We start from the raw sequence: 14037 nt of genomic DNA on the forward strand, positions 1-14037 counted from the left end.
GACAGTGATGCCTGTCTCTCGGCTACGCGGTCGGATGTCCGTCCGATCGGTGCTCAGGATCGGGAGCGGTTCCACATGGTTACGCCAGTTCCACAGATGGCGCGCGCGGCGCGGTCCACACGGACGCGCGGCCGCCGCGCGAAAGCGCTCGCCGCATACGCGGGCAGCCCTGTGCGTCTATTGTTCCGTTATGTGGGCCAGCATCCTGTGGGGCACGCGCTGGTGTCCCTTGCCATCGTGGCCGCTGTCGGCTGCACGCTCGGCTCGCAATTTGCCATTCGCAACCTGATCGACGCGTTGTCTGTCGGCCGTGCGCATCCGGCGCAAGTCGTCTACGCGTTCCTCGTCATCGTAGGTCTGCTGTTCGCCGACAACCTGTTCTGGCGTCTCGCCGGATGGGCGAGCGTGCGCACGTTCGTCGCCGTGACGGGCGATGTGCGCCGCGAACTGTTTGGCTATCTGACGGGCCACTCTTCGGGGTACTTCTCGAACGTGCAGCCGGGGACGCTCGCGAGCCGCATATCGGCGACGGCCAATGCGGTATTCACAATCGAGAATCTGTCGGCTTGGAACGCGCTGCCGCCGCTGCTTTCGGTAATCGGATCCGTCGTGCTGATCGGATGGATCAGCGTATGGATGGCGTTCGCGCTCGTAGGTATTTCCGTGTGCATGACGTGCCTTCTGTTCTGGCTCGCAAAAAAAGGCGGGGCACGGCATGCGAATTTCGCGTCGCGCGCTGCCGCCGTCGACGGCGAGCTGGTCGATGTGATCGGCAATATGCCGACGGTGCGCGCCTTTGTTGCGACAGCGCGCGAATGTCAGCGTTTCGGCGGCATTGTCGAACAGGAAATGGCATCGCGCGAGGCGAGCTTGCGGCACCTCGAAAAGCTCCGGTTGCTGCATGCCGTCGCAACCGTGTTGCTATCGTGCTGTCTGTTGGGCTGGGTGCTCTGGCTTTGGACACAGGGACGTGCCACGACGGGCGATGTGGTGCTGGTCGGCTCGCTCGGCTTCGCGATTCTGCACGGCACGCGCGATCTTGCCGTTGCGCTCGTCGACATGGTGCAGCATGTCGCGCGTCTCGCAGAGGCGGCGCAATCGCTTCTCGTGCCGCGTGAGATGGAAGAGGCAGTCGGCGTGCGTCCCCTTCAGATTCGCGACGCGAACATCGACTTCGAGAATGTGACGTTTTCGTATGCGGGACGCCGCCGCGTGCTGGACCACTTCAGTCTTCACATCGATGCAGGGCAGCGCGTCGGCCTGGTTGGGCCTTCGGGGGCGGGCAAGAGCACGGTGCTTGCACTGTTGCAGCGGGCTTTCGATCCGCCGTCCGGCTCGGGCGCCGTTTGCATCTCCGGGCAGCGCCTGTGCGACGTCAGTCTGGCAAGCCTGCGCGATGCCGTGGCCGTCGTCCCGCAGGACATTTCGCTCTTCAACCGTTCGCTGCTCGACAACTTGCGCTACGGCCGGCCCGGCGCGACGGAAGCCGAAGTGCTGCAGGCTTGCGAGCACGCTAATTGCGCCGATCTGATCCGCTCGCTGCCGGATGGCCTGCAGACCGTCGTCGGCGAACGGGGTGCGCGGCTATCGGGCGGGCAACGGCAGCGCATCGCTATCGCGCGCGCCTTCCTCAAGGATGCGCCGATCCTTCTGCTCGACGAGGCGACCTCTGCGCTCGACACCGAATCGGAGGCCAAGGTCCAGCAGGCGCTCGACCGCTTGATGAAGGGGCGCACGGTGGTGGCGATTGCGCATCGCCTGTCGACGCTGCAGAACTTCGACCGTATCGTGGTCATTCAGCACGGCAGACTCGTCGACGATGGAGCTCCTGACGTGCTTGCCGACCGTCCCGGCATCTACCGCGACGTGCTGCTGCGGCGCGAGCGTCGCATCGCGAGCGTGCACGCATGAACGGTTGCCCAGGCGAGTGGCGCAGCGTCACTGACGGAAGCCTTCCAGCACGGCCCGCAGTTCCTCGACCGTGAACGGCTTGCGCAGTGAAGCCCAGCGGAACGGCATCGCTGGCGAGTCCGTCATGTCATAACCGGACGAGAACAACACGTGTAGTGCAGGCCGTATGGCGACGGCTCGCTTCGCGAGTTCGACGCCGCCCAGGCCGGGCATGCGGAGGTCGGTCATCAGCACATCGAATGTCTCTTCACTTAGCCATTGCAGCGCCTCGTGTGCCGACGTCGTCGACTTGCGCGTGTAGCCGAGGACGCCGATCTGCTCGCTGATTGCTTCAGAGAGATTCTCATCGTCGTCGACGATGAGAATGCGCAGCGGCGTCGCGGCGACGGCAGGCGCACCGCCGGGTTGATCCGCATCCGGCTTGCCGGGCGCATCGAGCATCTGGCGGATTTTCCGGGCGAGCTGGTCGCGGCTATAGGGTTTGCTGAGGAGTTCGACGCCGGGGTCGAGCCGGCCCCCATGCACGATGGCATTGTGCGTATAACCCGACGTGAACAGCACCTTCATGCGCGGCAGCAAAAGCGTCGCTTGCGCCGCCATGTCGGTGCTGCGTATCGGGCCGGGCATCACCACGTCGGAAAACAGCAGGTCGACGTCCACGCCGCTACGCAATACGGTCAGCGCCTGCTGCGCGTCGTCGGCTTTGAGCACCCGGTAGCCGAGACCCGTCAGCGTATCGATGGCCGTCGACTGCACCTTCCTGTCGTCCTCGACCACCAGAATGGTTTCGGTTCCCCCCTTGACGGGAGCGCGAGTTCGCCGTGGCGGTTCCACGGCGGGCTGCGTGGAGCGGGGAAGATAGATCTTGACGGTCGTACCGTGGCCCGTCTCGCTGTAAATCTTGATATGGCCGCCGCTTTGCTTGACGAAACCGTACGCCATGCTGAGCCCGAGGCCCGTGCCTTCGCCTTCCGGTTTCGTCGTAAAGAACGGATCGAACGCGCGCTCCAGCACGTCCTGTGGCATTCCCGTTCCGGTGTCGGTGACGGCGAGCATCACATATTGTCCCGCTGCGAGGTCGGGGACGGTGGCGACATACTCGTCGTCCAGCATCGCGTTGGACAGCTCCATGGTCAGCTTGCCGCCATGCGGCATCGCATCGCGCGCATTGATGGCGAGGTTGAGAATGACGTTCTCCAACTGGTGAATATCGACGAGCGTGTTCCACAGGCCGCCTCCGACCACCGTTTCGACCCGGACTGTCTCGCCAAGCGCGCGGCGCAGCAGATCGTCCATCCCGCGCAGCGCGGCGGCGAGATTGATCGCGACGGGCTGCAGCGGCTGCTGGCGGCCGAACGCCAGCAGATGCGACGCAAGCTTCGAGCCCCGGTCGACGGCATCGATCGCCTTGTAGATCCGGTCACGCGACCAGGGGTCGCGGTGATGGCGGCTGTCCAGCAATTCCAGATTGCCCCGCAGAATCTGGAGGACGTTGTTGAAGTCGTGGGCGACTCCGCCTGTCAGCTTTCCTACCGCTTCCATCTTCTGCGCCTGGAACAGCGCCTTGCGGGTTTCTTCGAGGGCCCGGTTGGCTTCCATGCGCTCGGTGATGTCTCGCGTGATCTTGGCGAAGCCGATCAGTTCGCCGTTGTCGTCGCGGATGGCGTCGATGACCACGTGCGCCCAGAATCGCTTGCCATCGTTGCGCACTCGCCAGCCTTCGGCTTCGAATCGTCCTTCTTTTGCGGCCACCGAGAGGCCGCGTTGCGGCAGTCCCGCCGCTGCATCGTCCGGCGTGTAGAAGCGCGAAAAATGCGAGCCGATGATTTCGTCCGCGCTGTATCCCTTGATCCGACGGGCGCCCGCATTCCAGTTCGTGACGATACCTTCGGGCGACAGCATGAAGATTGCGTAGTCCGTCACGCCGTTCACGAGTGTGCGAAAGCGCCGTTCGCTTTCGACCACCGCCTCATGCGCCCTGCGCTTGTCGGTCATGTCGCGCACGATCTTGCCGAAACCCAGCACGCGGCGGTCGTCCCCCGTCAGCGGGGTGATCACGACATTCGCCCAGAAGCGCGAGCCGTCCTTGCGCAGCCGCCATCCCTCGGACTCGGCGCGTCCCGTGGACCGCGCGGTATCGAGCGCGGCTGCGGCGCGGCCGACTTCGCGGTCTTCAAGGGTGTGAAAGATATCGAATGGTTTTCCGATCGCTTCTTCCGCGGAAAAGCCGTGGATTCGCTCGCCTCCCCGATTCCATGTTCTGATCGTTCCGTCGGGCGAAAGTCCGATCACGGCATAGTCTTCCACGGCACTGGTCCATCGACGGCACCAGTCCTCGGGAAAGGAAGTGTTTCGATCGTCGTCATCATGCATGAGTGGCTCCCCGGTCAGTGGTCTGGTTTCAGCGTGCGCGCATCGCGCGGGCAGCAAAATCCGCGCCCGCTCCGGTGCGCGTCATTCAGCGTCACGCATCGCCTGAACATGCGTCGAAACGAAATGGGCGGCCGGGTAGAGGAACGTGGTTTGCGGCGCTTTCTCGCAACCTCGTTACAGGAGAGAAACATGACCGAAGTCAGGCATCCCGCACCGCCTTTCGCAGAGCAGCAGCAGGCCAACGTTCCGGGCCATACGGCGCCGATGCGGCCGCAGCCCGACCACGGGGAGGACAGCTATGTCGGCAGCGGCAAGCTCAATGGTAAGGCCGTTATCGTCACGGGCGGCGACAGCGGCATCGGGCGTGCAGTCGCTATCGCGTTCGCGCGCGAGGGCGCGGATCTGCTGATCTCCTATCTGAATGAGGATGAAGATGCCGAGGCGACGAAGGGCTGGGTCGAGAAGGCGGGCCGGCGCGCCGTTCTGCTTCGCGGCGACATCACGGACTCCGCGCATTGCGACGAGATCGTAGCGCGCGCGATGAACGAATTCGGCAAGCTGGACGTGCTGGTGAACAACGCGGCGTATCAGATGACCTACGATTCGATCGACGACATCAGCGACGAAGAATGGGACCGTACGTTCGATACCAACATCGGCGCGATGTTCCGCATCACTCGCGCCGCCGTCAGGCACATGAAGCCGGGCGGCTCTATCATCAATACGACGTCGATCAACGCGGACAAGCCTAATCCTGGTTTGCTGGCGTACGCGACCACCAAGGGCGCAATCCAGAATTTCACGGCCGGCCTCGCGCAACTGCTGGCCGAACGGGGCCTGCGCGCGAACTGCGTCGCGCCTGGCCCCATCTGGACGCCGCTGATCCCATCGACGATGCCCGAGGACAAGGTGGAGAACTTCGGCAAGCAGGTGCCGATGAAACGTCCCGGCCAACCGGCGGAAGTCGCGCCTGCGTATGTTCTGCTCGCCAGCGATGCCGCTAGCTATATCTCGGGCGCGACGATTGCCGTCACAGGCGGGGCGCCGATCCTTTAGCGCGGCAGTTCGCGCGTCCGCGTCGCCGCCGTCCGCCATCGTCACCGCGAGCCGGCGTTGCGGATCGCTGCGTTACGTCGAGCGCGAACAGTTCAGACCTTGCTAGCGCCGGGTTCATATCGACGCATCCTGGCGGATCGGCGGCAGGCCTCGCTATCGATCTTTCAAGACGGCGCCGCATCGCCGGCATGGATGAGCGCGTCCTCACGATGCGTATGGCATTTTCACCTGAAGCGGAGGCGCAAATAGACGATTGAACGGCGCAAAACGCGGAGGTGCATTCTTCATATGAGAGATTATTGCGCTGTAACATGGCGCCATACCCCCTCGTTCAGTTCTTCAGAGACCTTACCTTGACGCTCCAGATTGCTTCGGATTTTTGTTGTCAGCACTCGGCTTCGCATCCGGGCCGTCTCGAAGACGGGCAGCGCACCGAGTTGCTCTGTCATCTCGTCGTCGAACAATTGCTGTCGCGCGCCGGCACGGGCAAGTGGTTGGAGCTGGGCCGCGTGGTCGAGTGCATTCAGCGCTGGACCCAAACGAAGGGCCTCGCGCCCGACTGGATGGAAGGGGCGCGGCTTGGCGAACTTTCCGGGCCACTGGCGTCCGACCTGTGGCAAATCCGGCATCTGCGCAGCACGACGAGGATCAGCAGCCTTCGCGATCTGCAAGGTATGCCGGACAGCGGCTCGCCGTTTGTTCAAAGAATGTTTGCAGTCTGCGAAGCGCGTCTGCTCGCGCACGGCATGGTGGCAGCGCGGACTGTGCGAACCTAGTCGCAGGAGCGCTTGCCTGTGCGTCGACCGTTGCCGCGAACACGGACGTTGACATCCTTCCGTGCCCAAATTCATTGTCTGGCGACGCCGCCTGCCCGAGCGTGGCGACGACTTCGCGTCGCATGAAGCTGCTTGCTATGACTGGCTTTGCGCGCGCCGGAAGGGCGAGCGTCTTCTGCATGCCGCCCCGTCCAGATGAAGAGTACCGATGGGTGACGGCCTTGGTGAACACGACCTGGATACGCTATGCGCCGACCCCGTCACCTGTGTTTTTGTTGACACCGCTCTCGCCGTATTCGACAAGCCGGTTATACAGGGTCTTCAGGCTGATACCCAGCACTTCGGCCGCCCGTGCTTTCACACCGCCGCACTGCGTGAGGGTCGCGAGAATCAGTTCGCGATCTGCTTCCGCGAGGGATGTGCCGTAATAGATGGTGACCGTCGAATGGATCTCCGGCGTCGACAGCGACACCTGGAGAGGCACGATCGCTGTTCTGTCGGATTCAGGCCTCGACATGATGTGTGCGCGCTGCACATAGTTTTTCAGCTCGCGCACGTTTCCAGGCCACGTGTATGAGAGCAGCATCTCCTTGACCTCGGCCGGGAAATGCTTGGCCGTGCCGTATTGCTGATTCAGGTCGTCGAGGAACGCCTGGGCCAGTAGTTCGACATCTTTGCCGCGTTCGCGCAGCGGCGGCATGTCTATCGGGAACACATTGAGCCGGTGATACAGATCGAGCCGCAGTTTTCCTTCAGCGACAGCCTGATCCGGGTCGCGATTCGTCGCGGCAATCACGCGCACGTCGCTCGCCATTTCATTGGTCGTGCCGACCCGCATGAACACGCCCGTCTCGAGCACCCGCAACAACTTGACCTGCAACTCGATCGGCATTTCAGTGATCTCGTCGAGAAACAGCGTCCCTCCGTTTGCACGCTCGAAATAGCCGTTGTGCTGGCGGTCGGCACCCGTGAATGCGCCACGCTCGTGGCCAAACATTTCCGACTCGATCAGATTGGGCGAGATTGCGCCGCAATTGACGGCAAGAAAATCATACTTGCGGCGCAGGCTCAACGAATGGAGGGTTTGGGCAGCGACTTCCTTGCCCGTCCCTGACTCGCCTACCAGCATGACAGACAAAGCAGTCGGCGCGACCTTGGTGATCTGGTCATAGACCCGTTGCATGGCGGGCGAGTTGCCGAGCATCGCGCCGAACCGGCCAATGCGACGCAGTTCGCTGCGCAACGAACCGATCTCCGCCTTGAGATCGCCCGCACGCGGGAGCCGGTTCAAGACCGCCTTCACGCGCTCCACGCTTATCGGTTTGACGAGATAGTCGGCAGCGCCCATCTTCAGCGCGTCGACGGCTGATTCGACCGTCGCATTTCCGGTGATCACGACGAACGGGATGCCGGAATCCGGGCCCAGGTCCGCGAAGAGGTCGATGCCCGTTCCATCGGGCAACTGCAGGTCAGTGAACACCACATCGGGCATTTGCCGCACAAGCTGAGCGCGCGCCTCGCGCAGGCTGCCTGCAGTGGCCGCAGTCAGGCTTTCTTCCGCGATGATCGCGACGAGCGCCTCACGTGTGCTCGGATCGTCATCGACTACGAGTGCATGTGCCATCTGCTTGCTAAAGAATTGACGCTCGCAATCGCGGAGCAAAGCATGTACCCGCATCGAACTTCACGGTGCGTCGGCGCCTGGCGCACCACGGCTGCACTGCTCGATCATCGACAGTCCGCATACGTGAGGCGTCGAGCGGACAGCCGCGCTGTGCACGCCGCGCAAAGCAAGGGGCACTGCGCGGTTCGAACTGGCGACTCGACTGACGGCCGACGGCCAACGTGGGGGCCGAATTGCCGACATGGTGTCATCGCATCCACGAGCCGCGTCTCGTCACGGTTCCAGCTTGACCTTTATCCAGCCGGGCTCGCGCTTGTCGAAAGCGCGATATGCTTCAATCGCATTCGTGATCGGCTCGCGCTGGGTCAACACTGCGAGAGGATCGAACGAACCGTTGCGAACGAGTTCAACGAGCTTCGGGGTGATTGCACGGTGGTTGCAGTTTCCCATCCTCACCGAGAGATTTCGGTTCATGGCTTCTCCAATCGGGAAAAAGCGGTCATTCATCGGATACACACCGATGACCGACAGCGTTCCCGCCTTGGCGACCGCCTTGACTGCCCACTGCAGGACCTGGGACGGACCGCTCCCTGGTTTCCAGTTGCCGTCCTGCTCGTTTTGCCGAGGCGCAATTTCCTGTAGTTCCTGCTCGAAGTTCTTCTGTTTGTCCTGCTGGGCGCTTGCTGCTGGCCCGTGTTCGGCACGTACCGCGTCGACACCCACTGCATCGATTGCGCGGTCCACGCCGATACCGCCCGTCAGATCGAGAATGGTTTGCACCGGCTCATCGATGTCGAAATTGATCACCTCAGCACCCTGATTGCGCGCCATGTCGAGTCTTGACGGTACGCGGTCGACGCAGATGACGCGCCCCGCGCCCATCAGGCGCGCGCTCGCGATGGCAAACTGTCCGACGGGGCCCGCACCGAATACTGCGACGGTATCGCCGAGCTGCACGCCGCAGATCTGGGCGCCGAAATAGCCGGTGGGAAAGATATCCGACATGAGGATCGCGCGGTCGTCGTCGATATTGTCTGGCAAGCGTATAAGGCTTGCATGGGCAAGCGGCGTGCGGGCGTACTGAGCCTGCAGGCCGTTGAATGGGCCTGTGGCTTTCGGACCGCCGTAGAAAGCGGTGCCTGCGAGCGGGCCGTTCGGATTCGCCGTGTCGCACTGCGCGGTATGACCGGAGCGGCAGTACGCACAATAGCCGCACGAAATGGTCGACGGGATGAGCACGCGGTCTCCGTTGCGGAAGTTGCGTACATTGGGTCCCGTTTCTTCAATCATGCCGACGGCTTCGTGGCCGAGAATCGTGCCTGGCTGCATTCCTGGCAACGTGCCGCGCACCATGTGCAGATCCGTCCCACAGATGGCGCTGGACGTGATTCGGACAACTGCGTCGGTGGGTTGCTCGATGGCGGGATCGGAAACTGTGTCGAGGCGAATATCGCCGATGCCGTGGAATACCACTGCTTTCATGGTGCACGCTCGCTCAAGTGAATGGGTCCAGCAGGGGCGAGCAAGCGCAGGTCCCAGGCGAGAAGAGACTGCGCGAGCAAGTCCGGGCTCTGCTTCTGCAAACGAGGGGCGCGAGCCCGCGGGCAGGAACGGGCGTTGCGCCGGATGGAGAGGGCGATAGCGCGTTTCAATGCAGACAACTGATGGGAGTGTCCAACATGGAATCGAAGCCGGGAAACAAGGTTCAAGAAGGACTGCAAGAGCCGACTGGCGTCGCGCAGCCGGTACCGGAACGAGACATCGACAAAGCGGCCGGTCGAACGCCTGGCGGCAACAACCTGAACGCCATCCCGGAGAAGGATGTCGATAAGGTGGTTCCGGTAAGTCCCGACGAAACACGCCTGCGGGATCCTGCGCTGACGCATGACGACGAAGACGACAAAGAACGGGATCAGTCGGGCAATCGCAGGCGGCCGCTTTAGTCCGTTGCGCCGGATTGCGATGCGCAGCCAGGCGATGTATGGGCCGATCGTCTCGCGACGGACCAACCCGGCTAAAGCGCTTTCTTCATCGAAGGGGCAGGGTGCAACACATAGTCGCGTTGCTCATAGAACGTGACTGCGTCGGGCTTGGCGTCGAGGAACACCCAGTTCATGTCTCGCGCGCGAGCATCAGCTTCGGCATAGTCCATCAACGCACGGCCGGCGCCGCTTCCTCGGTGGCGCTCGGCAACGACAAGGTCGTCGACATGCAAAAACGCCCCTCTCGCTAACGTGTGAACAGGCCGCATGCCCAGCAGTCCAATCAGCTCCCCGTCTATGAATGCACCGACCAGCTCGTAGCCCGAATACGATTGTCGAGTGACGCACCGAAGAAACGCGGCTTCGTCCAGGGACCGCAATTGCGATATGACAGGAAAAGCGTCCGGCCATTCCCGGGGAGAAAGACGTCGGACGGTGATGGCAGCACGGCAAGTAGAAGTGGTCATTCTTTTTCTGCTGAAATTGCAACTGAGATATAAAAAGACGAAATCGTCTGCACGTTCAGGGCGCGATCCAGCTGCGCAGCCAGATGTGGTCCTGACGAACAAAACGCGCGCGCTGTTGGCGATCCACTGTCACGTGCTCCAGCCAGTCCAGGCTCGTCGGGTGCACCTCGACAACACAGAAGTGCTTGAGACCTTGATCCGGGCCCGGCGCATCGCGCGTCCCATCGAGCGCATTATCCGCCTGGCTGATGGGCGTGCCAGGTGCCACATGCGTGCGGTAGACGACCAGGTCATGGTCGGGGCTGGTCCGCCACGCATCCAGTCGCGCTTGCCCGTCGCGGACGATTCGTGTTTGGCCGGTCACGCGGACTTGCAGGTTGCGAACGGTATCGACCCCGACGAGCGCAACGCGCGGTTCCCGGCTCAACTCGGCGACCTTGGGCGAGCGCAGATCGGTATGGAAGGTGAGCAGGTTTTCCTGCTCGCTGACGCTCCGAAGCAACACGGTGCGCACGTTGGGGCAACCATCGAGGCCGATGGTCGCCGCTTGCATGACCTTGAATGGATGATCGTCTTCGCGCACGGCTGCGGCGAGGCTATCCCACACTCGTCTGTAAATCTGTTCGAGGTTCATAGCGGGCATTCCGGGCAAGCCGGCCTGGACTGACGTCAGGACCGGGAGTGACACTGACGAAGCACGTTCGATGCCCACATCGAGCCACGCGCCTATGCCACGCCATTCGCGGAATGTCGGCGACGCGACGCAATGGCCGTCGCAGGAAATGGCGCGTTGGCAGATACGCGAGCGCGATGGAAACAGCTGGCATTTCATCGCGATCCAGCGGGCACACGCGTTGCATCGGCCCTCGTTATGGCGGCGAGAGGCCGCATCACGTTGGTCCAGGGAGGCATCATGAGACAAACCGTCATGGGGGTGTACGACAGCTACGCCGATGCGTGTTCGGCCCAGCAGTCGCTTCACGAGGCTGGTATCGCCCCGGCCGATATTGCGATCTATTCGATGTCCGGCGAAACGCCCGTTCAAAAGGGCCCCCGTGTCTACGCACCGGGTGCGCCCGGCGTCGGCCATCGCACGCCCGTCTTCGACCGGCTCGAGCAGTTATTTGCGCGTCTTTTCGAAGGTGGCACGTACCCGCCGGAAGCCGAGGATTACCGGGAGTTCATCCGCCGCGGTGGCACCATTGTCAGCGCGGACGTCGCCGAAATGCAGGTCGAGATGGCTCGCGATGTGATGCGCCGCGCGGGCGCTGCCGATATCGAGGAGCGAACGGCCGCGTGGCGAAACGGATCCGATGAACGCGATCTGTCGGGGAAGACCCTGCATCAGGGCAGCGCGACGGCGCAAGAGCCCTCGTCACAGCGCGCACCATTGCAAGTCGAGCAATACGATACGGCCGATGACGACGCGTCGTTGTTGCGCGACACAGCAGACGCAACGGCTGATTCCGCCCGGCCGGGCGCAGGGTCAAAAGAAGAGCCAGCCGTGACTCCCGACGACTTGCGATCTTCCAGCCGTGCGATGCCTGCGAACGATGACGCGCAACGGGACACCGCTTCTGCAGCAGGCGGGGCAAACATGGTCGGCGGGATGCAGCAGGTAACGACGCGGACGGAGGGGGCGACCTACCGTACGTCCGCGGGGCAAACGCAGCAATCGATGTCGGCGGTGCCCGACGTCGATCTCCCACGCACCACGGCAGGCGTGACAGACGATCTCAGGTCCCGCGAAGCTCGCGCGTCCGACAACAAGCAGAGTGTTCCAGCAGCGAGACAGTCTCAGGGTTCGGGCCTGGTGGGCGATCCGATCATGGGCACACCGCTGGAAGAATTTCCGTACGACGATGAGTTTCGGAAGGACTATGACGCTCGCTACGCGAACACAGGTTCTTCTTATGACGAGTACCGACGCGCATACGCCCATGGAACCACGCTCGGGCGCGATAAACGATACGACGCACAAGACTGGCAGTCCGTCGAGGCGAGCGCGCGCGACGATTGGGAGTCACGTTATCCGGAAAGCGGATGGGAGCGATTCAAGGCTGCCGTGCGGCAGGGTTGGGAGCGCGTGCGGGGTCACTGAGTGGCCCGCAATCGGGTTCTAACGGGACGGGAATGACCCGCGCGGAGGCAATCCGCTCGCAGATAAATTCTCGTCCAGCGACGGGTGCGAGTCGTTCGCTGCAATCCGGCTTACGAGCAGCGCCCCGTCACGCTCCAGGATAGGATACGCAGCCGCTGCAACGATGTGCGAGTTGATCAGCTTCATGTCGCAGAGCAGGTCGAGATGCAATGCGCTGGTCTGAGCGGAGTCAGGTCGACCAGAGCGCAGCCTGTCGAAATGTGCTGCCTTCGCTGCGGATTCTGCCGTGCGGAATGTGACCTTTTCGTCGGCAAGTATTCGTGCAATACGCGTGTCCTGCGTCATGAGCAGCGACGCAGCGGTACGCAGGTTCGCCGTCAAGTGGTCCAACATCTCGAGCAGTTCGGCTTCCCCTTCCTTCGAGAAGCAGAGCCGGCGTTTTAGCCGCTTGGTTGCGTGCGGAAGCAGATTGAGATCGACGACATCGCCTGCCTGCTCGATGTTGACGACGAATGTCAGTATCTCGTTCAGACGCTGTCGATCGTGCCCGGTCAGTTGTTCTGGATCGAGAGACATCAGATACGTCTTGATTGCCGCATTGAGGCTGTCCAGTATGTCGTCGCGTCGCCGTGTCTCGCCGATCAGCCTGCGCTCGCCATCCGCGAGAACCGCACGCGCACCTGACAGCATGTCGCCCAATACGTCGGCCAGGCGAAGCGCTTCACGCGTCGCGTTGCCGAGCGCCACGACTGGAAACTGCCTCGCGAGTGGGTCCAGGTATAGAGGTCGTCCCGGATCGGCATGGCTCTGCTGTTGCGGTAGCAAGCGCGCCAACAGCGCCGCATAGGGCGAAAGGAACGGCATGAACAAGCCCGCAAGGACCAGATTGAAGAGCGTGTGGAAATCGGCCACGACCCGCGCGTAATCGGGCTCCACGATAACCATCATGCGGCCAATCGGGCCGAGCGTTGCCATCGCGATGACGACGCCCGTCGCTCTCGAAAGCAGATTGCCGATGGCCACGCGCTTTGCAGCCGGGTCGGTCGACAGCGTTCCTTCCAGTACCGGGTTGATCGCCGTGCCGAGATTCGCTCCGAGCACTAGCGCGAAAGCGGCATCAGGCGGGACCACGTTTTGTGCACACAGCGACATGATGAACAGAATAACTGCGACGCTCGAATGCGTAGCCCATGTCAGGCCCGCCGCGACGAGTACATTCAGCAGCGGAACGCTCGACGCCGCGTGCACCAGCGTGCTGAGAACCGACGCGTCCTCCTGGTCTGTCATCAGACGAAGCAACTGGTGCAGCGCCAGCAACATCAGGCCCAGACCTATCAAGGTTCGGCCAACATCATGCGTGCGTGTGTTCGCCGCCCTGCGGAACATCAGGACGCCGGCGAGGATCAGCGCAGGCGACGCAGCGGAAACATCGAAGGACAATACCTGCACGATCAGTGTCGTGCCGACGTTCGCGCCCAGCATCACGGCGAGCGCAGGAACAAGGTCCACGAGACCGGCGGCTGCGAAGCCGGCAGCCATGAGACCGGTAGCCGTACTGCTTTGAAGGATCGCCGTGATGCTCAATCCCGCGAGGAAAGCGGACCACCGCCCGTGCAGCGCACGCCCGAGAAGCGCCCGTAGCCCGGCGCCGAATACGCGCTGAATGCCGCTTTGAACCATATGCGTTCCCCACAGCAGCAGCGCGACAGAGCCAGCGAGGTCCAGCAGCGTAAGTGACAATGTGATG

Annotated in this window: 11 protein-coding genes; 5 read left to right on the forward strand and 6 right to left on the reverse strand. The window is 62.7% G+C overall.

Going from position 1 to position 14037, the window contains the following annotated elements; genetic code table 11:
- Positions 1 to 75: 75 nt before the first annotated feature.
- Complete coding sequence (locus BPHY_RS23845) at positions 76 to 1911, forward strand: ABC transporter ATP-binding protein (RefSeq protein WP_012404026.1); 1836 nt, start codon at positions 76 to 78, stop codon at positions 1909 to 1911.
- Positions 1912 to 1938: 27 nt separating this feature from the next.
- Here the strand turns inward: BPHY_RS23845 and BPHY_RS23850 are convergent, their stop codons facing one another.
- A complete protein-coding gene (locus BPHY_RS23850; protein ID WP_012404027.1) occupies positions 1939 to 4284 on the reverse strand; it encodes a PAS domain S-box protein in 2346 nt (781 codons plus the stop codon).
- A gap of 189 nt (positions 4285 to 4473) precedes the next feature.
- On the opposite strand from BPHY_RS23850, the gene BPHY_RS23855 reads away from it, so the two are divergent.
- The gene (locus tag BPHY_RS23855) at positions 4474 to 5340 is read left to right on the forward strand and encodes an SDR family oxidoreductase (protein ID WP_012404028.1); all 867 of its coding nucleotides are present in this window, start codon (positions 4474 to 4476) and stop codon (positions 5338 to 5340) included.
- Positions 5341 to 5651: 311 nt separating this feature from the next.
- On the forward strand, positions 5652 to 6116 hold the full coding sequence (locus BPHY_RS38805; protein ID WP_012404029.1) for a hypothetical protein: 465 nt from the start codon (positions 5652 to 5654) through the stop codon (positions 6114 to 6116).
- Positions 6117 to 6360: 244 nt separating this feature from the next.
- On the opposite strand, the gene BPHY_RS23865 is transcribed toward BPHY_RS38805, so the two are convergent.
- Both BPHY_RS23865 and BPHY_RS23870 read right to left on the reverse strand, forming a co-directional pair.
- Positions 6361 to 7740, reverse strand: coding sequence for a sigma-54-dependent transcriptional regulator (locus BPHY_RS23865; RefSeq protein ID WP_041764615.1), 1380 nt, complete (start codon positions 7738 to 7740; stop codon positions 6361 to 6363).
- Positions 7741 to 8013: 273 nt separating this feature from the next.
- Positions 8014 to 9222: a zinc-dependent alcohol dehydrogenase gene (locus tag BPHY_RS23870; RefSeq protein WP_012404031.1), complete on the reverse strand. Its 1209-nt coding sequence runs from the start codon at positions 9220 to 9222 to the stop codon at positions 8014 to 8016.
- A gap of 197 nt (positions 9223 to 9419) precedes the next feature.
- Here BPHY_RS23870 and BPHY_RS23875 point away from each other — a divergent pair, with 197 nt between their 5' ends.
- Complete coding sequence (locus BPHY_RS23875; RefSeq protein ID WP_041764617.1) at positions 9420 to 9683, forward strand: hypothetical protein; 264 nt, start codon at positions 9420 to 9422, stop codon at positions 9681 to 9683.
- Positions 9684 to 9754: 71 nt separating this feature from the next.
- Here BPHY_RS23875 and BPHY_RS23880 read toward each other — a convergent pair whose 3' ends face one another.
- Both BPHY_RS23880 and BPHY_RS23885 read right to left on the reverse strand, forming a co-directional pair.
- Positions 9755 to 10189, reverse strand: a complete 435-nt coding sequence (locus tag BPHY_RS23880; RefSeq protein WP_041764620.1) for a GNAT family N-acetyltransferase — start codon at positions 10187 to 10189, stop codon at positions 9755 to 9757.
- A gap of 55 nt (positions 10190 to 10244) precedes the next feature.
- Positions 10245 to 10823, reverse strand: a complete 579-nt coding sequence (locus tag BPHY_RS23885) for a pyridoxamine 5'-phosphate oxidase family protein (protein WP_052306179.1) — start codon at positions 10821 to 10823, stop codon at positions 10245 to 10247.
- A 279-nt stretch (positions 10824 to 11102) separates the two neighbouring features.
- On the opposite strand from BPHY_RS23885, the gene BPHY_RS23890 reads away from it, so the two are divergent.
- The gene (locus BPHY_RS23890) at positions 11103 to 12290 is read left to right on the forward strand and encodes a hypothetical protein (RefSeq protein ID WP_012404035.1); all 1188 of its coding nucleotides are present in this window, start codon (positions 11103 to 11105) and stop codon (positions 12288 to 12290) included.
- 18 nt (positions 12291 to 12308) lie between these two features.
- On the opposite strand, the gene BPHY_RS23895 is transcribed toward BPHY_RS23890, so the two are convergent.
- Positions 12309 to 14036, reverse strand: a complete 1728-nt coding sequence (locus BPHY_RS23895; protein WP_157686792.1) for a Na/Pi cotransporter family protein — start codon at positions 14034 to 14036, stop codon at positions 12309 to 12311.
- Position 14037 lies beyond the last annotated feature (1 nt).

This window comes from Paraburkholderia phymatum STM815 (genome assembly GCF_000020045.1).
Lineage (GTDB): Bacteria > Pseudomonadota > Gammaproteobacteria > Burkholderiales > Burkholderiaceae > Paraburkholderia > Paraburkholderia phymatum.